The sequence below is a fragment of the Janthinobacterium sp. GW822-FHT07H10 genome (assembly GCF_058798675.1).
On record NZ_JBXAKS010000001.1, the window covers coordinates 574837 to 598009 of the forward strand.

Annotated in this window: 21 protein-coding genes and 2 tRNA genes; 9 read left to right on the top strand and 14 right to left on the bottom strand. The window is 65.3% G+C overall.

The features are described from left to right. Positions 1 to 260: 260 nt before the first annotated feature. From AC1RDJ_RS02610 to AC1RDJ_RS02625, 4 genes are all read left to right on the top strand, one after another. A complete protein-coding gene (locus tag AC1RDJ_RS02610) occupies positions 261 to 1556 on the top strand; it encodes an MFS family transporter (protein WP_071322085.1) in 1296 nt (431 codons plus the stop codon). Positions 1557 to 1636: 80 nt separating this feature from the next. Further along, positions 1637 to 2332: a fumarylacetoacetate hydrolase family protein gene (locus tag AC1RDJ_RS02615; RefSeq protein WP_493026403.1), complete on the top strand. Its 696-nt coding sequence runs from the start codon at positions 1637 to 1639 to the stop codon at positions 2330 to 2332. 81 nt (positions 2333 to 2413) lie between these two features. Continuing rightward, on the top strand, positions 2414 to 2737 hold the full coding sequence (locus AC1RDJ_RS02620) for a thioredoxin family protein (protein WP_071322087.1): 324 nt from the start codon (positions 2414 to 2416) through the stop codon (positions 2735 to 2737). Positions 2738 to 3286: 549 nt separating this feature from the next. Continuing rightward, the gene (locus AC1RDJ_RS02625; protein ID WP_493026404.1) at positions 3287 to 4573 is read left to right on the top strand and encodes an MFS transporter; all 1287 of its coding nucleotides are present in this window, start codon (positions 3287 to 3289) and stop codon (positions 4571 to 4573) included. Between the two features lie 59 nt (positions 4574 to 4632). On the opposite strand, the gene AC1RDJ_RS02630 is transcribed toward AC1RDJ_RS02625, so the two are convergent. From AC1RDJ_RS02630 to AC1RDJ_RS02670, 9 genes are all read right to left on the bottom strand, one after another. Further along, positions 4633 to 6225, bottom strand: a complete 1593-nt coding sequence (locus AC1RDJ_RS02630; RefSeq protein WP_493026405.1) for a histidine-type phosphatase — start codon at positions 6223 to 6225, stop codon at positions 4633 to 4635. A gap of 106 nt (positions 6226 to 6331) precedes the next feature. After that, complete coding sequence (locus tag AC1RDJ_RS02635) at positions 6332 to 8806, bottom strand: TonB-dependent siderophore receptor (protein ID WP_493026406.1); 2475 nt, start codon at positions 8804 to 8806, stop codon at positions 6332 to 6334. 81 nt (positions 8807 to 8887) lie between these two features. Next, positions 8888 to 9922, bottom strand: coding sequence for a FecR family protein (locus tag AC1RDJ_RS02640; protein WP_493026407.1), 1035 nt, complete (start codon positions 9920 to 9922; stop codon positions 8888 to 8890). After that, on the bottom strand, positions 9889 to 10416 hold the full coding sequence (locus AC1RDJ_RS02645) for a sigma-70 family RNA polymerase sigma factor (protein WP_493026408.1): 528 nt from the start codon (positions 10414 to 10416) through the stop codon (positions 9889 to 9891). Before AC1RDJ_RS02645 ends, AC1RDJ_RS02640 begins: the two co-directional genes overlap by 34 nt. A gap of 185 nt (positions 10417 to 10601) precedes the next feature. Then, positions 10602 to 10678, bottom strand: a tRNA-Met gene (locus tag AC1RDJ_RS02650). Positions 10679 to 10759: 81 nt separating this feature from the next. Next, positions 10760 to 10836: transfer RNA gene (locus tag AC1RDJ_RS02655), tRNA-Met, on the bottom strand. Between the two features lie 93 nt (positions 10837 to 10929). Beyond that, positions 10930 to 11877, bottom strand: a complete 948-nt coding sequence (gene miaA, locus AC1RDJ_RS02660) for a tRNA (adenosine(37)-N6)-dimethylallyltransferase MiaA (protein ID WP_289884914.1) — start codon at positions 11875 to 11877, stop codon at positions 10930 to 10932. Positions 11878 to 11988: 111 nt separating this feature from the next. Then, positions 11989 to 13893, bottom strand: a complete 1905-nt coding sequence (gene mutL, locus AC1RDJ_RS02665) for a DNA mismatch repair endonuclease MutL (RefSeq protein ID WP_493026409.1) — start codon at positions 13891 to 13893, stop codon at positions 11989 to 11991. Between the two features lie 72 nt (positions 13894 to 13965). Then, entirely contained in the window at positions 13966 to 14904 is a 939-nt protein-coding gene (locus AC1RDJ_RS02670; RefSeq protein ID WP_493026410.1) for a peptidylprolyl isomerase, read from the bottom strand. A gap of 271 nt (positions 14905 to 15175) precedes the next feature. On the opposite strand from AC1RDJ_RS02670, the gene AC1RDJ_RS02675 reads away from it, so the two are divergent. Together AC1RDJ_RS02675 and AC1RDJ_RS02680 are read left to right on the top strand one after the other, a co-directional pair. Then, positions 15176 to 15826, top strand: a complete 651-nt coding sequence (locus AC1RDJ_RS02675) for a VTT domain-containing protein (protein ID WP_071322095.1) — start codon at positions 15176 to 15178, stop codon at positions 15824 to 15826. A 157-nt stretch (positions 15827 to 15983) separates the two neighbouring features. Continuing rightward, positions 15984 to 17027, top strand: a complete 1044-nt coding sequence (locus AC1RDJ_RS02680; RefSeq protein WP_071322096.1) for a carbonic anhydrase — start codon at positions 15984 to 15986, stop codon at positions 17025 to 17027. A 98-nt stretch (positions 17028 to 17125) separates the two neighbouring features. On the opposite strand, the gene AC1RDJ_RS02685 is transcribed toward AC1RDJ_RS02680, so the two are convergent. From AC1RDJ_RS02685 to tsaE, 3 genes are read right to left on the bottom strand one after another with little or no spacing between them, the layout of a single operon-like run. Then, positions 17126 to 17962, bottom strand: coding sequence for a D-hexose-6-phosphate mutarotase (locus tag AC1RDJ_RS02685; protein ID WP_493026411.1), 837 nt, complete (start codon positions 17960 to 17962; stop codon positions 17126 to 17128). Between the two features lie 14 nt (positions 17963 to 17976). Further along, entirely contained in the window at positions 17977 to 19371 is a 1395-nt protein-coding gene (locus AC1RDJ_RS02690) for an N-acetylmuramoyl-L-alanine amidase (protein ID WP_289884921.1), read from the bottom strand. Beyond that, on the bottom strand, positions 19335 to 19823 hold the full coding sequence (gene tsaE, locus AC1RDJ_RS02695) for a tRNA (adenosine(37)-N6)-threonylcarbamoyltransferase complex ATPase subunit type 1 TsaE (RefSeq protein WP_071322099.1): 489 nt from the start codon (positions 19821 to 19823) through the stop codon (positions 19335 to 19337). Before tsaE ends, AC1RDJ_RS02690 begins: the two co-directional genes overlap by 37 nt. Positions 19824 to 19901: 78 nt before the next feature. Between tsaE and queG the strand changes: the two genes are divergently transcribed. Then, positions 19902 to 20993: a tRNA epoxyqueuosine(34) reductase QueG gene (gene queG / locus AC1RDJ_RS02700; RefSeq protein WP_493026412.1), complete on the top strand. Its 1092-nt coding sequence runs from the start codon at positions 19902 to 19904 to the stop codon at positions 20991 to 20993. A gap of 116 nt (positions 20994 to 21109) precedes the next feature. On the opposite strand, the gene AC1RDJ_RS02705 is transcribed toward queG, so the two are convergent. Together AC1RDJ_RS02705 and AC1RDJ_RS02710 are read right to left on the bottom strand one after the other, a co-directional pair. Further along, the gene (locus AC1RDJ_RS02705; RefSeq protein ID WP_289884924.1) at positions 21110 to 21487 is read right to left on the bottom strand and encodes a DUF3052 family protein; all 378 of its coding nucleotides are present in this window, start codon (positions 21485 to 21487) and stop codon (positions 21110 to 21112) included. 145 nt (positions 21488 to 21632) lie between these two features. Then, on the bottom strand, positions 21633 to 21806 hold the full coding sequence (locus AC1RDJ_RS02710) for a hypothetical protein (RefSeq protein WP_493026413.1): 174 nt from the start codon (positions 21804 to 21806) through the stop codon (positions 21633 to 21635). On the opposite strand from AC1RDJ_RS02710, the gene AC1RDJ_RS02715 reads away from it, so the two are divergent. After that, positions 21798 to 22304: a PadR family transcriptional regulator gene (locus AC1RDJ_RS02715; RefSeq protein ID WP_198043942.1), complete on the top strand. Its 507-nt coding sequence runs from the start codon at positions 21798 to 21800 to the stop codon at positions 22302 to 22304. The genes AC1RDJ_RS02710 and AC1RDJ_RS02715 overlap by 9 nt on opposite strands. A gap of 24 nt (positions 22305 to 22328) precedes the next feature. Beyond that, positions 22329 to 23165, top strand: coding sequence for a siderophore-interacting protein (locus tag AC1RDJ_RS02720; RefSeq protein ID WP_493026414.1), 837 nt, complete (start codon positions 22329 to 22331; stop codon positions 23163 to 23165). Positions 23166 to 23173: the final 8 nt, after the last annotated feature.

Consider the following 23173-nt stretch of genomic DNA (forward strand, 5'->3'; position numbering starts at 1 on the left):
GGCAGGCGCCATGCACTGTGCACTGACACAAGATGCGGCATCGGCATCGGCCAGGGCATGGCGCTGGTGCTGGAGCGGGTGTGATTCCGCGCGTCCGACGGCGAAAAAAAAGTTGCCGGCGATACGTATTAACGCGTATGCCGGCCGGCTTTTTGACCTCGATCAAGGGCGTATGATGCAAAACCAGGCTGGCCGATGTTCTGCATCGGGCCGCCTGGCACTGGCTTCCGGGCCGTTTTTTTGAATACAAGAAGACTGATATGACATCCCACGATACTCCGCATGACGTTGCGCAGCTGACTTCCCAGCAGCGCATCAAGGCCATCATTGGCGCTTCCTCCGGTAACCTGGTCGAGTGGTTCGACTTCTATATTTATTCCTTCTGCGCGCTGTATTTCTCGCACGCCTTCTTCCCTTCCGGCAATCCCACCACGCAGCTGCTGCAGACGGCCGGCATCTTTGCCGCCGGCTTCCTCATGCGCCCCGTGGGTGGCTGGCTGTTCGGCCGCATCGCCGACAAGTACGGCCGCCGCCAGTCGATGATGATTTCCGTGCTGATGATGTGCGGCGGCTCGCTGATGATCGCCGTCATGCCCACCTATGACACGATCGGCGCCTTCGCCCCGTTCCTGCTGCTGGTGGCGCGCCTGTTCCAGGGCCTCTCCGTGGGCGGCGAGTACGGCACCAGCGCCACCTACATGAGCGAAGTGTCGGAATCGGGCAAGCGCGGTTTCTTTGCCTCGTTCCAGTACGTGACCCTGATCGGCGGCCAGCTGCTGGCGCTGCTGGTGCTGGTGGTCTTGCAGCAATTGCTGACCCTGGAAGAATTGCGCGCCTGGGGCTGGCGCATCCCGTTCGTCTTCGGCGCGCTGGCGGCCCTCGTGTCGCTGAACCTGCGTAAATCCCTGACGGAAACGACCACCGCCAGCGAGCGCAAGGACAAGGATGCGGGCAGCCTGCGTGGCTTGCTCAAGCACAAACGCGCCTTCATCACGGTGCTGGGCTTTACGGCCGGCGGTTCGCTCGTGTTCTACACCTTCACCACGTATATGCAGAAATACCTGGTCAATACGGCCGGCATGGATACCAAGACGGCCAGCGCCGTCATGACCTGCGCCCTGCTCGTGTACATGGTGCTGCAGCCCGTGTTCGGCGCCCTGTCCGACCGCATCGGCCGCCGCACCTCGATGCTGTTCTTCGGCGGCCTGGCCACCCTGTGCGTGTTGCCGATCATGCATGCCCTGAAGGATATTTCCAGCCCGTACGCGGCGTTTGGCCTGATCATCATCGCCCTGGCCATCATCAGTTTCTACACCTCGATCAGCGGCTTGATCAAGGCGGAAATGTTCCCCGTCGAAGTGCGCGCGCTGGGCGTGGGCCTGTCGTACGCGGTCGCCAACGCCATGTTCGGCGGTTCGGCCGAATACGTGGCGCTGCAGTTCAAGGCCTGGCACGTGGAAGAGTATTTCTATTGGTATGTGACCATCATGTGCCTGATCTCCTTCATCGTCGCCATCCGCATGCCGGACCCGAGCCGCTCGGGTCTGCTGAAATAAAGTTGCCGTAAAATATGGGCGGCACCGCGGTGCCGCCTTTTTTCTATTGTCGCCGTTCCCCCTGCCGATCAGGAGTTTCCATGCCGTATGTCATTCCCGCAGCCATCCAGCCCAGCGTGCCCGTCGCCGGCAGCGCCGATAGCTTTCCCGTCCACCGCATCTATTGCGTGGGCCGCAACTATGTCGACCATGCCAAGGAAATGGGCCACACGGGCCGCGAGGCGCCGTTTTTCTTCATGAAACCCAACGACGCCGTGTTGCCCGTGCCTGCCGGCACGACGGGCGCATTGCCGTATCCGGCGCAGACGCAGGATTTTCAGCATGAGATGGAGCTGGTGGTGGCCATCGGCAAGGGCGGCAGCGATATCGGCGTCGACGAGGCCATGGCGCACGTGTGGGGCTACGCCGTGGGCCTGGACATGACGCGCCGCGACGTGCAGGGCGCGGCGAAAAAGCTGGGCCGTCCATGGGAGACGGGCAAGGCCTTCGAATGCTCGGCGCCCATCGGCCCCATCACGCCGGCCGCGCAGGCGGGCGACGTCAGGCAGGCCGCCATCACCCTGCACGTGAATGGCGAGCTGCGCCAGGGCAGCAACATCGCCATGCTGATCTGGAACGTGGCCGAAACCATCGCCGACCTGTCGACCTACTTTACCCTGCAACCGGGCGACCTGATCTATACGGGCACGCCGGCCGGCGTGGCGGCCGTGCAGCGCGGCGACGAGCTGGTGGGCGCCATCGATGGTCTCGGCGAATTGCGCGTCAAAGTGGTGTAAAGCGCGCTAGCGCACAACACGACGAGCCCGCATGGCGCACAATCGCCTTGCGGGCTTTTACATGGCATCAAGGAGATATGCATGCTGAGCGAGACCTATTCTGTAGCGCAACCGACGCGCGCCGAGATCGACGCCCTGGCGGGGCCGGCCCTGCTGGAATTCGGCACGGGCTGGTGCGGCCATTGCCGCGCCACCCAGGCGCCGCTGGCCGCCGCGTTTGCAGCGCACCCCGGGGTGCCGCATGTGCGCGTGGAAGACGGCCCCGGCCGCGCCCTGGGCCGTTCATTCAAGGTGAAACTGTGGCCGACCCTGATCTTCCTCAAGGATGGCCAGGAAGTGGCGCGCCTCGTGCGCCCGCTCGACAGCGCCGAGATTGAGCAGGCTTTCGCATTGATTGATGCGTAGGTCGGCTTGGCGCAGCGTAAGCCGACACCACCGCACTACATGCTCTAACACAACTTCTTGCCGCACCGCAGCACTGCGCGTATCATAGGCCGCTTACAGCAAGATCAACCGCATCCTTGACCGGATGCAGGCGCGATCATCGCCGGCCCGCTCCATCCGGAGGGGCCGCAGGCAAGGATTCACCACAAATGACCGATGCCGCGATGCCGACGCGCGGGTCTGGTACGGAATGCCTGGCGATACGCCGGGCCTGATACACGTCGCCCATCCCCTGACGCCTTTCCTGCCGTGCCCCGGGCAACCGGATGGCGCACGACCGTTGTTTCTCTAAATCAGCACTGATCACGGCGCGATAGCGCGCGTTGCCGGCAGTTCGCTACGGCAACAAAAACCGTTGTTTTTTGTTTGCAAATTTAATAGCAAATGCGCGGCAAATGCCCGCATGCAAGGCTATGATATGCGAACGACACGGAGACAACGTGCTGTGCTGCTGCCTGAAAAAACATCCAGAGAATGGCCTTTAGACACCCTCCCCAAGGAGCGCAGTAAATGAGCACCCCCCCCAAGAAAAATTCCCCCGGCACGGTGCTGTTCGCCAGCCTGATCGGCACCACCATCGAGTTCTTTGACTTTTATATCTACGCCACCGCCGCCGTGCTGGTGTTCCCGAAACTGTTCTTCCCCGCCGGCGACCCGTCGGCCGCCGTGCTGCAATCGCTGGCCACGTTCGCCATCGCCTTCTTTGCCCGCCCCATCGGCTCGGCCGTGTTCGGCCACTTCGGCGACCGCATCGGCCGCAAGGCGACCCTGGTGGCCGCCTTGCTGACCATGGGTATTTCCACCGTCATCATCGGCTTGCTGCCGACCTATGCGGCCATCGGCACCCTGGCGCCATTGCTGCTGGCGCTGTGCCGTTTCGGCCAGGGCCTGGGCCTGGGCGGCGAATGGGGCGGCGCGGTGCTGCTGGCCACGGAAAACGCGCCACCGGGCAAGCGCGCCTGGTACGGCATGTTCCCGCAGCTCGGTGCGCCGATCGGTTTCTTCCTGTCGGGCGGCATCTTCCTGCTGCTCAGCGAAACCATGACCGATGAGCAATTCTTCAGCTATGGCTGGCGCATCCCGTTCCTGGCCAGCGCGCTGCTGGTCATCGTCGGCCTGTACGTGCGCCTGAAGATCACGGAAACGCCGGACTTCCAGAAAGTCATCGACAAGAACGAGGTCGTGAAACTGCCGGTGGCCACCGTGTTCCGCCAGCACGGCCGCATGCTGTTCCTGGGTACCATCATTGCCCTGGCCACCTTCGTGCTGTTCTACCTGATGACGGTGTTCGCGCTGAGCTGGGGCACGACCAAGCTGGGCTTCACGCGCAAGGAATTCCTCGTCGTGCAGCTGTTTGCCGTGCTGTTCTTCGCCCTGACGATTCCATTCTCGGCCGTGCTGGCCGACCGCCGCGGCCGCCGTGCGACCATGATCTGGGTTTCCGTCGCCATCGCCATCTTCGGCCTGGTGCTGGCACCGATGTTCGGCTCGGGCGTGACGTGGGAAGTGACCGTCTTCATGGCCGTCGGCCTCGGCTTGATGGGCATGACCTACGGCCCGCTGGGCACCATGCTGTCCGAGCTGTTCCCGCCCGAAGTGCGCTACACGGGCGCGTCGCTGACGTTCAACCTGGCCGGCATCCTGGGCGCCTCGCTGGCGCCGTATATCGCCACCTGGCTGGCCACGAATTATGGCTTGCAGTACGTCGGCTATTACCTGTCGCTGGCCGCCGTGCTGACCCTGGGTGCCTTGCTGATGGTGGGCAAGCCACAGGCGGGCAAGGAAGCCTGGCAGTAAACGCGCACGCCGTGTGAGCACCGCGCAAGCCGCCAGCCTTCCAGCTGGCGGCTTTTTTTTCACCGTGACGGCGCCGCCACGTGGCCGTAGCAGGCCTTCAGTCCCGTGTAGTCGTAGAACACGCTGCCCGGCGCGATGCGGGCGCCGTCGCAGGACGCCTGGAACGGCGTTTCCTTTTCGTTATACAACAGGCGCACGATCAGCTGGCCCGCCGCATTGCGGTACACATCCCACTGCAGGTTGGCCGCCAGCGGCGACACCTGCGCGCCGCGCCATCGGTTGTTGGCATAGCTGTAGGGTATGGCCTCCGGCAGGGGCGCCAGCGCCTGCTGCAAACCCATGGCCGAGGCCAGCGGAATGATCATCTCGGCATGCGTGAAGCGCAGCTTGGCCGCATGGCGCAAGTCACCGCCGGCCAGCGCATCGACCTCCCTGAAGAAATCCTCGCGCAGCGCCAGTGCGAAGCGCCACGTCACGCCGGCGCTGTCCGTGGTGGACGGCCCCTTCTGGTAAAAATCCTCGTGGTCGGCCACCGCAGCGTAGTAGCGCGCGTCGTCGGCCGGCATGTAGCGGCTGAAATCGGCCGCCACCTCGTGGCGCATGCCGGCGGCGATGGCGTACAGCTCATACAGTTTCGTGGCGGCCGCATTGACGCTGCGGATGGCCGTCTTGCCGCTGCCCGTCAGGGTGCGCGTGAATTTGCCATCCGCGCTGGTAAACGTGTAGCTGCCCGTGTCCGCATAGCTGGTGCGGCCGCCGTCAAACTGCGCCAGGAAGGCTGGCGTAAACAGCCGTTCGAGCACCTGGCGCGCATGCCTGGCTGCCGCCGGCTGCCTGGCGGGGGCCGCCGTCAGGGTGTCGAGCCGCTTGGTCCTGATGTAGTACTGGTAGGCCTGGCTGGCCTCATACGTGGCGAAATACGGGCTGGCGCGATCGGTGACGCGGTCCGTCTGCGGCGCCAGCTTGTGCGCGTACAGCAGGAAGCGGTTGACGCCATCGGGCTGTAATGTCGGCTGCACCCCGGTGGCGCGTCCCTGCGGATACGGCGCCGGCGCGGGCGGCAGATACAGCAGCGGCGCGAGCGCCGGCGCATGCTCGAGCAGCGACTGCGTGAAGAAGCGCGCGCTGTCGCGGGCGCGGTCCACGCCCGAGTGGATGGTGACGAGCTGGCGCGGCGCCGTGGCCGCATCCTGTTCCAGCTGCGCAAACAGGGCGGGCAGGCGCGCCAGCAGGCGCACGGCCAGCTGCCGGTGTTCGGCTATGCCCGTCTGCGACAGATTGCCATAGCCGGGCTGCTCGATGCCGGCCACGCCATAGCCGAGCAGGGCGTTGGCCTGCATCAGGGCCAGGATGTCCGGCCCCAGTTCGCGTCCCAGCGGTGTCAGGGCATCCTGCGCGGCCGCCTGCCGCCACATCGCGTACAGGGCCGCGTCGCCCTTCATGCCGGTCAGGCCGCGCGCGCCATGGCGCGCCACCAGCTGCGTGAAGATGGGCTGGAAGCCGGCCGGCGGCGCGGCATACGTGGCCGGGTCCTGTTGCGGCGCGTAGGGCGTCTTGGTCTGGTAATAGCCATCCTGGGCCAGGGCGGGACTGGCGTACAGGGCGAAGGCCAGGGCCAGCGGCATGCTGGACGGGGGAAGCGAGAGGGGCATGGTTTTTGTGCGGATGGTTTCTTGAATGCAAGCCTAGCACCGAACGAAAAAAAAGCGGGCACGGCTGAATGCCGGCCCGCCTGTGCTGTCATTGCAGGGCGTCAGCCTACCACTTCGGCGTGTACTTCAGGGTGAACTGCACATTGCGCGGGTCGCCATAGTAGTTATTCGAACCCGTGTTGTTGTAGGCCGGGATGATGTAGCTCTTGTCGAAGACGTTGTTGACATTGAGTGACAGGGCTACTTGCGGCGTGGCTTGCCAGGCCATGCGTGCATTCCAGATCGAGAAGCCGGCAACCTTGAACGTGTACCCGGTATCGACCGTATGGCTTTGCGTATTGACGCCGGCGCCCACGCTGAACTTGTCCCAGGCGCCGGGCAGGGTGTAGCTGGACCACACGCGCAGCATGTGCTTCGGCGTCCAGGTGGAAAAGGCCTTGCCCTGATTGTCCGGGTCGTTCAGGTAGGTCGTCGTCGTATAGGCGTAGCCGGCCGACAGTTGCAGGCCGCGCGCCACTTCGCCCGACACTTCCGCTTCCAGGCCCTGGCTGCGCACCTTGCCCGACGCGCGCGAGCAGTACTGCCCATCGCACGCGAGGTCGGCGGCATAGTCGGTGACGGCGCGGTTCTTGTGGTCGTAACGGAACACGGCCAGCGAGGTGTTGACCTTGCCATCCAGCAGTTCCCCCTTGATGCCTGCCTCGTAGTTGGTGCCCGTGATGGGCTTGAGGACCTTGCCTTGTATATCGCGGTTGCTTTGTGGCGTGAAAATGTCGGCATAGCTGGCGTAGGCCGACCATTGCGGATCGAGCGCGTAGATCAGTGCCGCCGACGGCGTGAACTTGGCGGTGGTGTTGATTTGTTCGCCGGGACCTTCGGGCGTCGCGTACAGGAAGTCATACCAGCTGAAGCGGCCGCCCAGCACGGTTTTCAGCTTGTTCGTCAACTGGCCGTTCCAGCTGCCATACAGGCCTTTCTGGCGTATTTCGTAGGTGCTGACGGGACGCACGCCGCGTGCGGCGATGCTGTCGAGGTCTTGCCATGGACGGTTGTGCCTGATGTTGAAGACGTCCGCCCCGGATTCCCAGGCGCGGGCATAGACGTCGTCCGACGCCATCGTGACATAGCTGGCGCCCACGAGGATTTCCTGCGCGATGCCCAGGCCGTCGAATTTGCCGCGTACGTAGCTATCGATGCCGCGCTTGCGGTTGTCGAAATCCATGCCAAAGTCGCCATAGCGTGCGCCGCTGCCGTCGGGATTGATGGGCATGGCCACGCGCTGGTGCACTGAGCTGGTGTTTTCCTTCATGTTCACGGCGGATGCCTTCAGGCTCCACTGGCTGTTGAAGTGGTGTTCCAGGTCGAGGTAGACATTGGTTTGCCTGGCCTCGCTGCGGTTCCAGTCGGCGCCCGTGAAGGTGGAGCGAGGCAAGTTCAACGCACTGCCGTCCGTATAGCGGGGCAGGCCGATGAAGGTGGGGCGGCCGTGGTCGTTGACGTTGCTGATGGCCAGGCCGAGGGTGGTGGCGGGTCCCAGGTCATAGTCGAGCGCCGCGTACAGGGTGCGGTTCTTGCTCCACACCTGGTCGATGAAGGAGTGGGTATCGTCTTCATCGACGATGGCCCGTCCGCGCAGGCTGCCTTCCGCATTCAGCGGGCTGCTGATGTCGACTTGGGCGCCATAGTGGTCCCAAGAGCCGGCGCGCCCTGTCAGCGTGACCGCGCGCGTGGCCAGCGGGCGCTTGCGCGCCAGGCTGACGGAGCCGCCCGGGCTGCCCGTGCCGACCAGCATGCCCGAGGCGCCGCGCAGCACTTCCAGGCGGTCGTAGATGACCATGTTTTCCTGGCCCCAGTTACCCAGCGCGTAGGTGTTGCGGTCGATCGGCACGCCATCGTACTGCCACTGGTCGATCTGGAAGCCGCGCGCCGTGATCACCACGCCCGGTCCCACGCCATGCACGCCGACCACGCCGGTGACGTTGTTGACGGCTTCGCGCAAGTCCGTGATGCCCTGGTCGTCCAGGCGCTGGCGCGTCAGCACGCTCACCGATTGCGGGATATCCTTCATTGCCTGCTCGCCCTTGCCGATGGTGAGCTTGCGCGCCGTGTAGGAGCCGCTGCCTTCGGTGGTGGCGCCCTGTTCGGCCTGGCCGACGATGGTAATCGATGGCATGGTGCGCTCGGCAGCCGAGGCGGAGGTAGCCGCCGCCGTGGGCGGGGTTGCCGGCGCGGCCACCAGCACATAGCCGGTCGGCGTCTTGCCGATGACGTAGCCGCTGCCGCGCAGCAGCGCGGCGAAACCGTCATCGATGGCGTAACTGCCCTGCAGGCCGGCAGTGCTCAAGCCCTGCACCTTGGATGCATCGATGACGATGGACACGCCCGCCTGCTGCGCATAGCGGTTCAGGGCGCCGGCCAGCGGGCCGGCGGGAATGCTGTAGCTGGCGGTGGCAGCCGCCGTTTGCGCAACTGCTTGCGCGTGCATGCCGGCACTTGCCAGCAGCAGGGCGGCCAGGGCCAGCGGGCGCAAACGCGTGCGCAAGGGGTTCTGGGACGAAACGGGAACGGCAGGAAGGTACATGGTGACAGCCTTTTTTGAATGATCTCAGCTGCCTTGACGCACGAGATGCGCAAAGTGGAACCGTGCATGCAAAATTTTTATTTATTTTTTGGCGGCGCCGCCGGCGGGCGCGTCCACCATCACCAGGTAGCGCGTCAGCATGCGGATGCGCAGCTGCGGGAAATTGTCGATCAGCAACTGCAGCGCCTTGTCGGTGTCGTCCAGCGGCAGCACGGCCGCCACGCGGATGCCGGCGATCTGCGTGCGGTCGTAATGCAGCTGGCCGGGGCGGTGGCGCGCCAGTTCGTCCAGCACCTCGGCCAGCGGCTGGTCGTCGACCACCAGCTGGTGCGCGCGCCACGCGTCCTGCAGGCTGGCCGCATCGATGGCGGTCAGTGGCCCCACGCCATCGGACGTGATGCGCGCGCGCTGGCCTGCCTGCACCACGGTGGCCGGATGCTGCGCTACCTGCGCCGACACTTTCGATTCCAGCATGCTCAATATCGTGGCGCCGTCGTCCCTGCGCACGGTGAAGCGCGTGCCGAGCGCGCGGATCGCCGCCTGGCCGCTGTCGACGATGAAGGGGCGCTGCGCATCCTTGGCGACGTCGACGAGGATGTCGCCACGCACCAGCTCCACATGTCGCTCGCCCGCGCTGAAATGCACGTTGACGGCGCTGTGGCTGCCCAGGGTCAGGCGGCTGCCGTCGGCCAGGGTGTGCGTGCGCCATTGACCGGTGGGGCTGCGCAGGTCGGCCAGCAGGTAGGCGGGGCGTTCGCTGGCGACCATGGCGGTTGTCAGCACCAGCACGGCCACGGCGCCGGCGGCGGCCAGCTGGCGCAGGCGCTGGCGGGGACGCTTGGGCGCGATGGCGGCCAGCGCGGCGCGCGCGGGGCGGTGGTCGCCGCCGGCCGGTGCGCGCACGGCGCTCAACTGGCCCAGCAGGTTTTCCATGCCGGCTGCCGCCGTCGCATGCAGCGGATCGGCTGCCTTCCACGCCGCGTAGCCGGCCCGCGCCTGTTCGCGCTCGGCCGGGTCGTCAGCGCTCAGCTGCACGATCCAGTGTGCGGCCTGTTCGGCGGCGACATCCGTGCGCGCGCTGCTCATGCCGCCATACCGGGACAGGCGTGGCGACATGCCAGCAAGGCTTGCACCAAGTATTTTTGCACCATGCGCGTGGAGACGTTCAGCTGCGCCGCTACCGCCGCCTGCGGCTGCTCTTCCAGGTAGTGCAGCAAGAAGGCGTCGCGCGCCTTGGTGTTCACGCCGGCCAGCGCGCCGGCGATCTGCTCGAGCGCCTGCATGGCCATCAGGATCTCGTCCGGCGACGGCGCGCCTGGCAGGCTATCGGCCAGCGCGGCCAGTTCCGCCAGGTAGGCGCGCTCGAGCAGCTGCCGGCGCGCGCGGTCGAGCAGCAGGCGCTTCGCCGTCGTCGACAGGTAGGCGCGCGGCTCGCGCATGCCGAACAGCGCATCGCGCGAGGCGATGATGCGCAAAAACGTGTCTTGCGCCACGTCGGCCGCGCCGTGCGGGCAACTGAGCTTGCGGCGCAGCCAGCCCACCAGCCAGCCGTGATGCTCGCTGTAGAGCGACTGCACTTGCTGTTGCAGGCTGGACGGGATGGTGGACATGGCGGGCGGGCAAAAACTATAAATGAGAATTATTCTCATTGTAATCGCTGGCGCCGTCCCGCGACAATCCCTAATGGATGCGGAGGGCGCAGGTGTTGCGTGCAGGCCGCAATGTGGCACGCCCTGAAATGACAAAACCCGCCGCTGCACGAGGCAGGGGCGGGTTGATCAATACTGCAAATTCTTGGTGGTGATAGGTGGACTTGAACCACCGACCCCAGCATTATGAATGCTGTGCTCTAACCAACTGAGCTATATCACCAAACAGACCGGTTCGCACCGGATGCTGGTTATACAACAATGGCCCAGTTTGACTGCCGCTGGGCCATTGCCGATTGTTCTTTGGTGGTGATAGGTGGACTTGAACCACCGACCCCAGCATTATGAATGCTGTGCTCTAACCAACTGAGCTATATCACACCCAACAGCCGAGCATTATCCAGTCTTCTGTTTTCCTTGTCAATGCCGGCGCAAAAAAATGTGCGGATTTTTCTGCGTGCGCATCGGCGGTGGTTACTTTAGCAAGGGCTGGATCTGCGCCAGCATGGACGAGGCTGGATCGGCGCCCAGGCAGTCGATGACGATGCGTTCCGGCATGGAGCGCAGCCAGGTCAGCTGGCGTTTGGCCAGCTGGCGCGTGGCGATGATGCCCGTCTCGCGCAAGGCGGCGCGGTCGATGCGGCCATCGAGGTATTCCCAGGCCTGGCGGTAGCCCACGCAGCGCATCGACGGCAGGCCCGGATGCAGGTCGCCGCGGCGGCGCAGCTGCTCCACTTCATCGAGCAAGGCGTCGTCTTTCAGCATGAGGTCGAAGCGCGTGGCGATGCGCGCGTGCAGCACGGCGCGGTCCGACGGTTCCAGCGCGAACGACTGCAGCTGGAACGGCAGCACGGTCTTTTCGCGGCGGTCCAGCAGGGCCGACATGGGCTGGCCGGACAGGGCGATGATTTCCAGCGCGCGGCCGATGCGCTGCGCATCGGCCGGCGCCAGACGCGCGGCCGTGACGGGATCCTGCTCTGCCAGGCGCGCATGCATGGCGGGCCAGCCGATGGCGGCGGCGTCCTCTTCCAGCTGGGCGCGCAGCGCGGGATCGGCGCCGGGCAAATCGTCGAGGCCATCGGCCAGGCCCTTGAAGTACAGCATGGTGCCGCCGACGAGCAGCGGCAGCTTGCCGCGCGCCGTGATCTCCGTCACCAGGCGCAGGGTGTCGTTGCGGAACTGCGCCACCGAATACGCATCGAGCGGGTCGATGATGTCGATCAGGTGATGGGGGACGGCCGCCAGTTCTTCTTTCGAGGGCTTGGCCGTGCCGATATCCATGCCCCGGTAGACGAGGGCGGAATCGACGGAGATGATCTCGGACGGGATGGCCTGCGCGATGGCCAGCGCGCTGGCCGTCTTGCCGCTGGCCGTGGGGCCCATGATGGCGACGGCCAGGGGGAGGTGTGGAGTGTTTTGCATGTTGACTCTTGTAAGGTGGTGCGTAGGTGGGCTTGGCGCAAGCGCAAGCGCAAGCCGACGTGATGCCGCCGCTGCAGTGTCGGATGACGCTGCGCTAATCCGACCTGCTGTTTACTGGCCGCGCAGGAACAGCTTGTCCAGCGCGTTGATCTCGACCTGCACCCACGTCGGCCGACCGTGGTTGCACTGGTCGGCGCGTTCCGTGCTCTCCATCTGGCGCAGGAGGGCGTTCATTTCCTGTACCGACAGGATGCGGTTGGCGCGCACGGCCGTGTGGCAGGCCAGGGTGCCCAGCAATTCGTTCTGGCGCTCGATCAGCACGCGCGAGCCGCCGTATTCGCGCACGTCGCGCAGCACGTCGCGCGCCAGGGTCTGCGCGTCGGCGTTCTTCAGCAGCGTCGGCACGGAACGCACGGCCAGCGTGGTGGGCGAGAGGGCGGCGATGTCGAAGCCCAGCGCTTTCAGCGTCTCCTGGTTTTCATTCGCCGTCGACACCTCGATGGCGTCCGCGTAGAAGGTCACGGGAATCAGCAGCGACTGCACCTGCATGTCCTGGCCCGACACCTGCGCCTGCAGCGCGTTTTTCAGCTGTTCGTACAGGATGCGCTCGTGCGCGGCGTGCATGTCGACCAGCACCAGTCCCTTGGTGTTCTGCGCCAGGATATAGATGCCGTGCAGCTGGGCCAGGGCGAAGCCCAGCGGATATTCTTCGCGCGCCATCGCTTCGGGCGAGGCGATATAGGGCTCCACCTGCGTGACCGGCGAGGATGCGCTGCCGCCACCGAACAGGGCGCCATACGCGGATGTGTCCTGCGCCACGCCCGGCGCATCGGCAAAGAAGGGGCGGGCCGCGCCGGGCGTGGCCGGCGCAAAGGTGTTCGTAAACTGCGCGCCGAACGAGGTTTGCGTCTGTTCGCGGCGCCAGATGCCGGGGCCGCCCGCGCCCGCGCCGCTGTCGCCACTCAGGGTGGAGGCGGCGGGCAGGGGTGCAGGCACGCTGCCGAAGGCCGTGGCCGACGTCTGCGCCAGCGCGCGCTGCACGGCGTGGAAGACGAACTGGTGCACGGAACGGCTGTCGCGGAAGCGTACTTCGATCTTCGACGGGTGCACGTTGACGTCCACCAGGGCCGGGTCGAGGTCGAGCGCCAGCACATAGGACGGGAAGCGGTCGCCGTGCAGCACATCCTGGTACGCCATGCGCACGGCGTGCACCAGCAGCTTGTCGCGCACGAAGCGCCCGTTGACGTAAAAGAACTGGCCATCGGCGCGCGCCTTGGACGCCGTCGGCAGGCCGGCGAAGCCGTGCAGGCGCAAGGTGCCGGCCGATTCGTCCAGCGCCAGGCGCGCCTCGGCAAAATCGTTGCCGAGGATGTGGGCGCTGCGCTTGGCTAGCTCGCTGATATTCCACTGGTCGATGGTGCGCCCGTTGTGCGACAGCGAGAACGAGACGTCGGGCCGCGCCAGCGCGATGCGGCGCACGACTTCGGCGCAGTGGCCGTATTCCGTCTGTTCCGACTTCAAAAACTTGCGCCGCGCGGGCGTATTGAAATACAGGTCTTGCACGTCCACCGTGGTGCCGTGCGCGCCCGACGACGGCGAAACGCTGCCATTGTGCGAGCCGACGATTTCCCACGCGTGGGCCGCATCGGCCGTGCGCGAAGTCAGGGTGACGGCGGCCACGGAGGCAATGGACGCCAGCGCCTCGCCGCGAAAACCCAGCGTGCCCACGTTTTCCAGGTCGCTCAGCGAGGCGATTTTCGAGGTGGCGTGGCGCGCCAGGGCCAGCGGCAACTGCTCCTTGTCGATGCCGCGCCCGTTGTCGGTGATGGCGATGCGTTTCACGCCGCCTTCTTCCAGGCGCACGGTAATTTGCGTGGCGCCCGAGTCGAGCGCGTTTTCCAGCAGCTCCTTGACCACGGCCGATGGCCGCTCGACCACCTCGCCGGCGGCGATTTGCGAAATCAACTGGTCAGGCAAGGCCTGGATCGGGCGGTGGGGCGTGATGGGAGCGTTCATGCTGCGATTATAGCGGGTTCGCATCGGGAGGTTGGGCCGGGCCCGATGCTGCCGGCCCGCCTCCCTATGGATTTACTTCGCCATTTCCCGCACCGGTATCGGCGCATTGCACAGGTCGATGTGGCCGGCGGCGACCTTGCTCCATGGGCCGCCACGGTTGCGCTGGGCTTCCAGCACGGCCTGGTAGGCGGCGCTATCGGTGCGCATCACTTCCAGGTTGCTGCGCTGTGCCAACGGCACGTCGGCGGCCAGGCGGATCGCCTTGATCGGCACGTTTTTCTCGGGGCTGTCATAAAAGCCCATCGGGCCGGCGCCGCGCGGCAGCGTCGACAGCAGGGGCATGCCGGCGACGACGCGGCCGACGACGGTGATGTCGCGGTCCAGGTGGCGCGGCGACTGGCCGATGACGGCATACAGCTCCGTGCCGCCGCCGCTGTCGCTGCCCGTGTCGCGCCCCACGCCCACGGTGGCATAGCAATGCGTGAGCCAGGCCGTGCCGCTTTTCGGGTCGCGCGCGGACGGGAAGCCGTTCGAATGCCCCACTTGCGGCGCATAGCCATCAGAGTCCGGCAGGCGCGTGAAGCTCTTGATGTTTTTCAGGGGTACCGTGAATTCGCCGGGCAGGGTGCGCTGGGCGTGCTGGATCGGCTTGGGATTCTTTTCGTTCGGATCGCCCCACTGCGCCACCCAGTTGTCCTGCGCGCGCGTGATGGCCAGGCCGTCGTAGTACTGCTCGGCCACCAGGGCCTTGATATTGGCCACGTGTTTCGGCGCGAAGTCGGGCGCCAGCTCCATCACCACGCGGCCTGCGGGAATTTCCAGGTACAGGGTATTGTTCGGGTCCAGCGGGCGCCAGTCGGACGGCTTCGAGGCCTTGATGGCGTCGGCAAGCGTCGCCTTGGCGGGCAGCTCGGCGGGCGCCTTGATCTGCACAGGCGCTGCGTGGGCGGACAGCTGGGCAAGGCCCAGCACGGTGGCCATGGTCAGGCCATTCAGTGGATGCAGACGCATGTTGTACTCTCCTGGTCGGCGCGGATTGCGCCGGTCAGAAAGTGTATACCGGAATGGCAATATTTCGTTGGAAAAACATTGCAGGGCGCATGCCTGGCATGCCGGGAGCACAGCCGGCCTGGGCACTTTGGCAGGCTCGTTCCTTAACCTTTACTTAAATTGCCGCGCGCGCAAGGGCGCCGCATAATTAATCAACAAATATCGGGCCGGGGACTGCCGTTGCGCCGGCCGGGTGGTGTATGATTCCGCCGCTACCTTTAGGGAAAAATATATGGATTTTGTGCAATTCCTCGACATGATCGTGCATGTCGACAAGACGTTGGGTATCTTGATCGAGCAGTACGGCACCCTCGTGTATGCGGTGCTGTTCGCCATTATTTTTTGCGAAACAGGCCTCGTCGTGCTGTTTTTCTTCCCTGGGGACACCTTATTGTTTATCGCCGGCGCATTTTGCGCGACGGGACAGATGCACCTGGGCTTGCTGATCTTCCTGCTCGTCACGGCCGCCATCACGGGCAACACGCTCAATTACTGGATAGGCGAGGCCATCGGGCAAAGGGTGTTTACCCACGATTACCGCTGGATCAACAAGGACGCCATGCGCCGTACGCATGAATTCTTTGAAAAGCACGGCGGCAAGACCATCATCCTGGCCCGTTTCGTGCCGGTGGTGCGCACCTTTGCGCCGTTCGTCGCCGGTATTTCCGACATGACGCATGCGCGCTTCCAGATGTACAACGTGACGGGCGCCCTGCTGTGGGTGGTGGGCCTGGTGACGGCCGGTTACTTCTTCGGCAATATCCCGTGGATCCGCGACCACCTGACCCTGATCGTCCTGATCGGCGTGGGCGCCGCCGTCGTGCCGGTGGTGCTGGGCGGCATGTGGAAGCTCTACAAGCGCATGGTCGGCAAGTCGGCGTAATTGCCGCAAGGATCCAGGGCAAGCACGCTGCGGCGCCGTCCGCAGCTGGCCCTGGATCCTGTTTTCTCTTCGGTACTTCTGTTTTGCTCCTGTCCTGATTCAAGTTTTGTTGCTTTCCAGCCGTAAACCAGAGGGTATTCTTACTTTCTGGATTTCCATGCGACATTTGAGCGCCCTGTTAGCTTGCAGCCTTGCCGTGATGACGGCCATGGCAAGCGCCAAAGATGCCCCCGCCCCGGCGACCGCCGCCGCATCCACGCCGGCCAGCGCGCCGGTGTCGGCGTCGGCGCGCGCGGCCGCCATGAAAACCCTGACCGAATCGGTGAAGGGCAAGGAGGCCAAGGCGCCCGTCACCGTCGCGCCGACGGCGCGCGAGAAGGAAGAAGCGGCCGAAGTCGACCTGTCCGAACGCATCGCGGCGCGCCTGGCGGAAATGCGCGCCACCCAGGCGGCCCGCGCCGCCGCGCGTGCCAAGCGCGCGGCCGTCGTGAAGGCGGCGCCGCCGCCACCGCCGCCCGTGCCGCGTGGCACGCACTGGTCGTACGAGGGCGAGAGCGGTCCGGCCAACTGGAGCAAGATCAATGTCGACTGGGCCAAGTGCGGCAATGGCAGCCGCCAGTCGCCGATCGATATCCGCGACGGCATGAAGGTCGAACTCGAGCAGATCAGTTTTGATTACCACCCGTCGTCGTTCAATGTGGTCGACAACGGCCACACGGTGCAGGTGGGTGTCAGCGGCGGCAATTACATCACGGTGCAGAACCGCATGTTCGAGCTGCAGCAATTCCACTTCCACCGCCCGTCGGAAGAGCGCATCAACGGCAAGGCGTTCGAGATGGTGGTGCACCTGGTGCACCGCGATGCGGAAGGGCGGCAGGCCGTGCTGGCCTTGCTGCTGGAGCGGGGCGCGCCGCAAGCGACCATCCAGACCGTGTGGAACAATCTGCCGCTGGAAAAATTCGAGACCATGCACCCGTCCATCCTGCTTGATCCGGCCGAGATGCTGCCGACGCGGCGCGATTACTACACCTACATGGGATCGATGACGGAGCCGCCCTGCAGCGAGGGCGTGCTGTGGATGGTGATGAAGCAGCCGGTGCAGGCGTCGCCGGCGCAGATGGCGCTGTTCAGCCGCCTGTATCCCTTGAATGCGCGGCCGATTCAGCCTGCCAATGGCCGCATCATCAAGGAATCGAATTAAGAGCGCCTGAGAAAAGCCCATGGCGTTGTTACCCCGCCTCGTCGTACATGCGTACTGCCTTCGGCGAGGCGCCTAGCCCTGGACTTTTTCAGTCACCCTTATGTAAATTCAAGGCGCTGGCGACCGGTCCATCCGGCGCCGGCGGCCAGCGTATCGGGCTGGATCAGGGCCGGCTCGATGCAGATGAAGCGCCGGTATTCGTCGTCGGCCAGGTCGGGCAGGGCGGCCGCGTCCTGCGCGCCCGGGTTCCACACGACGGCGTCCGTAAAGCCCTGCTGCTCCAGGCGCAGGGTGGCGGCACCCGCCTGCAGGGTCAGGGCGCCCGGCAGCTGGTAATAGATGCGGTCCAGCTTGTCGGCAAGCTGCAGCAGCTCTTCCGCCTGCAGGGCGTCCTGCGGCGTCTCGTCCGAGTAGCGCACGCGCTGCAGGCCGGCGATGCGTGCCGCATCCAGCTGTTCAATCGCAAAATAGGTATGCAGGGCGGCCGAGAACGGGAATGCCTGCTCGCCCGTGTTCTGCACGGAAAGGCTCAAGTCCAGCGCTTGCCCCTTGACGGCCACGCGCAGGCGCAGGGTGAAGGCGAACGGCCAGGCGGCGGCGATCGCTTCGGGCAGATCGGACTGGGTCAAGGTAAATTCCGCATACGCGGCGCCACCGGCTTCGCCGCTGGCGGCCAGCCGCCAGGTCGCCACGCGCGCAAAGCCGTGGCGCATGCCCGTGCCGCGCGCGCCGAACTGGGGGAAGATCACCGGGACGCCGCCACGGATGGCGCGGCTGCCGTCAAGGGCGGAATCGCGGCTGCAAAACAAACGCTCCTGGCCATCGCTGGTACGCCATGAGACCAGGTGGCCGCCGTACAGGGTGACGGTCGCCTGCGCTCCGTCGGCCGCGCGGATGGTCACGGCCGGCAACTGGCCAAAGGTACTCTTGCTCATGCTAGGCTTTCATGTCAGGTCAGGCGGCTTTTCGCCAGCGGCGGATTCTTCGCAAAGTAATTCTTGATGCCCGTGACGATGGCGTCGGCCATCTGGTCCTGGTAGCCGTTGTCGGTCAGCTTGGCTTCCTCTTCCGGATTCGAGATGAAGGCCGTCTCGATCAGGATGGAGGGAATGTCGGGCGCCTTCAGCACGGCGAAGCCGGCCTGTTCGACGGAGCCCTTGTGCAGGCGGTTGATGCCGCCGATCTCGCGCAGCACGGCCTTGCCCAGCTTCATGCTGTCGTTGATCTGTGCCGTCGTCGACAGGTCGAGCAGCACGCTGGCCAGCTGCTTGTCGTGGTTCTTCACGTTGACGCCGCCGATCAAATCGGCCTGGTTTTCCTTGTTGGCCAGCCAGCGCGCCGCCGTCGAGGTGGCGCCTTTTTCCGACAGCACGAAGACGGACGAACCGCGCGCCGTCGGCTGGATGAACGCATCGGCGTGGATCGAGACGAACAGGTCGGCCTGCACCTTGCGCGCCTTTTCCACGCGCATGCCCAGCGGGACGAAGAAATCGGCGTCGCGCGTGAGCATGACGCGCATGTTCGGCTGCAGCTCCAGCTTGGTTTTCAGGCGCTTGGCGATGGCCAGCACGACATCCTTTTCGCGGCTGCCCTTGCTGCCCATGGCGCCAGGATCCTCGCCGCCGTGGCCGGGGTCGAGCGCGATGGTAATCATGCGCACCACTTTCTGGCCCGGCAAGGGGCGCGCTTCGGGGCGCTGTTCGGGACGGATATCGGGGACCGGCGGCACGATGGGGGCCACGGGCGCGACGGCGACGGGCGGCTTGCCGCTGTCGGGCAGCGGCAATGCGGGCGGCGGCGTGTGCGTGCCGGCCATCGGCGGCTTGGCCGGATCGCTGGACCAGTCGCCTTTTTCGATCATCTGCGCGATCAGGTCCGGCTCGTGCACGGGGTACAGGTCGAAGATCAGGCGGTGATTGTACGAACCTGCCGGTGGCAGGGTAAACAGCTGCGGCGTGACTTCCTCTTTCAGGTCGAACACCAGGCGCACCACGTTGGGCCGGTTCTGGCCCACGCGCACCTGCTTGATATACGGATCGTTCGACTGGATCTTCGCCACCAGGCCCTTCAGCGTGGGATTGAGTTCCAGGCCTTCGATGTCGACCACCAGGCGTTCCGGGTCCTTGACGATGAAGTGGGTCGCTTTCAGGATGCTGTCGTTTTCCAGCGTGACGCGGGTGTAATCCTCGGCAGGCCAGACGCGCACGGCGAGAATTTGCGCCGCCATCGCCGACATCGGCGCGAAGACGGATAACAGCAGGGTGCCGCCGGCCTTGAGCACCGTACGCCGGGTGATGGGCGAGGATATCAAAGGTTCGGGGCGAATTTGAGACGGTGAAGGCATGACAGACCCAATTCAGAAGACGCTTGCAATTCTACATCACGTCCTGTACCCGCAACGCTCAAATAAACATTCAGGTCCGCCGGCGGCAGGACCGGTTCGGCTTTCTCCGGCCATTCGACGATGCAGATATTGTGGCCATTGAAGTCTTCGCGAAAGCCCGCGTCGAGGAATTCCTCGGCGCTGCCCATGCGGTACAGGTCGAAATGAATGACGTTGACGGCCTGGCCGTCGAGTTGCACCGTGTACGGTTCGGACAGGGTATACGTGGGGCTTTTCACGTGGCCCGCGTGGCCGGCCGCGTGCAGCAGCGCGCGCGTGAGGGCCGTCTTGCCGGCGCCCAGGTCGCCGTGCAGGTAGATCGCCAGGCCTGGCGCCAGCGCGCGCGCCAGCGCGGCGCCCAGAGCGGCGGTGCCGGCTTCGTCGTGGAGGTGGGCTTTGAAGTGTTCGGTCATTATCTTCGGTATCGCATAAAATGGAGGCTGCTCCCATTGTAACCGCCCGCGCCGCCGCTGTTTTCCGTAAAGTCCCCTATGTCCGCCACCGTCACCGATCTCGCCGCCCTGGCGCGCACCATCAAGCAATGGGGGCGCGAGCTGGGTTTTGCCGAGGTGCGCATCGCCGATGTGGACCTGTCGCACATGGAAGCGGGGCTGCAGGCCTGGCTTGATGCAGGGTATCACGGCGAAATGGAATACATGGCCAGCCACGGCATGAAGCGTGCGCGCCCGGCCGAACTGGTGCCGGGCACGGTGCGCGCCATCAGCGCCCGCATGAACTACCTGCCGCCGGCGCTGGGCCCCGACTGGCGCGAGCGCGAGGCGGCGCGCGACGCCGATCCCGCGGCGGCCGTGATCTCCGTGTATGCACGCGGCCGCGATTATCACAAGGTGATGCGCTCGCGTCTGCAGCAGCTGGCCGAACGCATCAAGGGCGAAATCGGCGACTTCGGCTACCGCGTCTTCAGCGACTCGGCCCCCGTGATGGAAGTGGAACTGGCGCAAAAGGGCGGGTTGGGCTGGCGCGGTAAGCACACCTTGCTGATCAACCGCCAGGGCGGTTCCTTTTTTTTCCTCGGCGAGATCCTCATCGACGTGCCGCTGCCGGTGGATGCGCCCGAGACGCCGCACTGCGGCCAGTGCTCGGCGTGCATCACGGTGTGCCCGACGCAAGCGATCCTGGGGCCGCACCAGCTCGACGCGCGCCGCTGCATCTCGTACCTGACCATCGAATTGAAGGGCGCCATTCCCGTCGAAATGCGGCCCCTGATCGGCAACAAGGTATATGGCTGCGACGATTGCCAGACCGTCTGCCCGTGGAACAAGTTCGCCCAGCGCGCCGTGGTGCCCGATTTCGACGAGCGCCATAGCCTGGGCAGCGCCGGCATGGTGGAGCTGTTCGCCTGGACGGAAGAAGAATTCAACCGCCGCATGGAAGGCAGCGCCATCCGTCGCATCGGCCACGAACGCTGGCTGCGCAACCTGGCCGTCGGCATGGGCAATGCGGCCGCCAAGGTGCGGGGACAGGCCGACATCGTCGCGGCCCTGCTGTCGCGCCGCGAGCACCCGTCGGCCATCGTGCGCGAACACGTCGAATGGGCGCTGGTGCTGCACGGCGTCGCCTGAGCTGCGTTCAAGAACGCCTGACAAAACCGTAGCGGGCGGCAGTGATCTGTGGCTGGGAGGCGCAGCGGGCATCGCAGGCCGCAAGGCGCGACGCGCAGCAGGTTTGCCGAGGTGTGCTAAACCTGCTTCAGGCGCAGCGCCGACCAGTCGGCGTCGATGGCGATCATGGCCACGCTGTCGAGTCCCAGTGCCTGCGCGTAGGCGCGGATGTCGTCGCGCTGGATATCGCTGCCCGCCTTGATTCCCCCTTTGCGGTACGCCAGCCACAGCGCGCCGCCGGGCGCCAGGCGCGCCTGCGCCGCCGGCAGGTGGCGTTCCAGTTCCGCACGGCTGCGCGCAAACAGCAAGATCCAGTCGGCGTTATCACCCGCCTTGGCCATGCGCTCGGGCGGCAGCTGCGCCAGCAGCGCCGCCTGTTCGCCGCCATCATTGAGCACGGCCAGCGCCTGCGCATTTTTCACATACATCTTTTCCGGGACGGTTTTTTCAGGCATGGCGATGGCTTGTTGGTGGCGGAGAGCCCAGCATAGCAAACGCCGGCACGCCCGCGCCATGAATTTTTCCTTGACTTATCGATATATCGTTATAAAATGGCGATACCTACTAACGATATATCTTTAAAGAGAAAACATGAGAAACTCACACCACGCAGAACACGGCCACGGCGGCCATCACCATCAGCATGCCCATTGCGGCCAGCACCACCATGGCGAACACCATCGCGGCGAGCATCGCCACGAACACCGCCACGAATACTACCTGCATGGCCGCGGCCCGCGCGGCTTCGACGAGCGCGGCGATGGCATGGGCCATGGCGGCCCCGGTGGCCGGGGCGGGCGCGGCGAACGGGCCGAGCGCGTCTTCGGCCGCGGCGACCTGCCGCTGATCGTGCTGGCGCTGATCGAGATCAGCCCGCGCCACGGCTATGAAATCATCAAGGCCATCGAAGAGCGTTGCGGCGGCGCCTATGCGCCCAGCCCGGGCGCCATCTACCCGACCCTGACCCTGCTCGAAGAACAGGACCACGTCACGTCCAGTGAAAGCGCCAGCGGCAAGAAGCTCTACACCATCACGGACCTGGGCCGCGCCTATATCGAGGAAAACCGCGCCCAGGTGGACGGCATCCTGGCCCGCCTCGACATGTTCGCCCGCATCCAGGCGAAACACGCCTTGCCCGAGCGCGTGCGCCAGGGCATGCACACCCTCAAGCATGCGCTGCTGCTGAACAAGACCAACTGGACGGACGCGGAAGCCGAACGCGTGGCCGCCGTGCTGGAGCAGGCAGCGAATGCCATCGTCGATGGTCAATGAATCCACTTTGACAAGGAACCGAACATGACGAATACCTCATCGGCAACACCCGCACCGCAACGCCTGCGGACCACCGAACGCGTGCGGCACGACTTGAAACTGCGCGTGCTCACCGTCGTGCGCACCGAGCAGCTGACGCCGCACATGCGCCGCATCACCCTGGCCGGCGACGATCTTGACGGCTTTGTCTCGCCCGCGCACGACGACCACGTGAAACTGTTCTTCCCCGCCCCGGGCGAAGCTGCGCCCGTCTTTCCCGTGCTGGGCAATGGCCCGAATCCCGTCCAGTACGCGGAAGGGGCGCGTCCCATCGCCCGCAACTACACGCCGCGCCGCTATGACGCCGCGCGGCGCGAGCTGGAGATCGACTTCGTGCTGCATGGCGACGGTCCCGCAGCCACCTGGGCGGCACAAGCCGTGCCCGGACAGACCCTGGGCGTGGGCGGACCGCGCGGCTCGATGCTGGTGCCGCCCGATTTCGACTGGTATGTGCTGGTGGGCGACCAGACGGCCTTGCCGGCCATCGCCCGCCGCCTCGAGCAGTTGCCAGCCACGGCACGCGCGATTGCCGTGATCGAAATCGTCGAGGACGGCGAGCAGATCGCGCTCGACAGCGCCGCGCAGCTGGACGTGCGCTGGGTAGCGCGCAATGGCCGCAGCGGTGCCTTGCTGCTGGCGGAACTGGCGAAAGTGGTCTTGCCGCAGGACGGCGACGGCTACGTGTGGGTGGCGTGCGAGCATGCACAGGTACAGGGCTTGCGCGGGCATTTCATTGAAGCCGGCGTGCCGAAGCAGCATCTGCATGCGGCCAGCTACTGGAAGCATGGGGCGGCGGAGCACCATGAACATCACGACGAGTAACGCTGGTG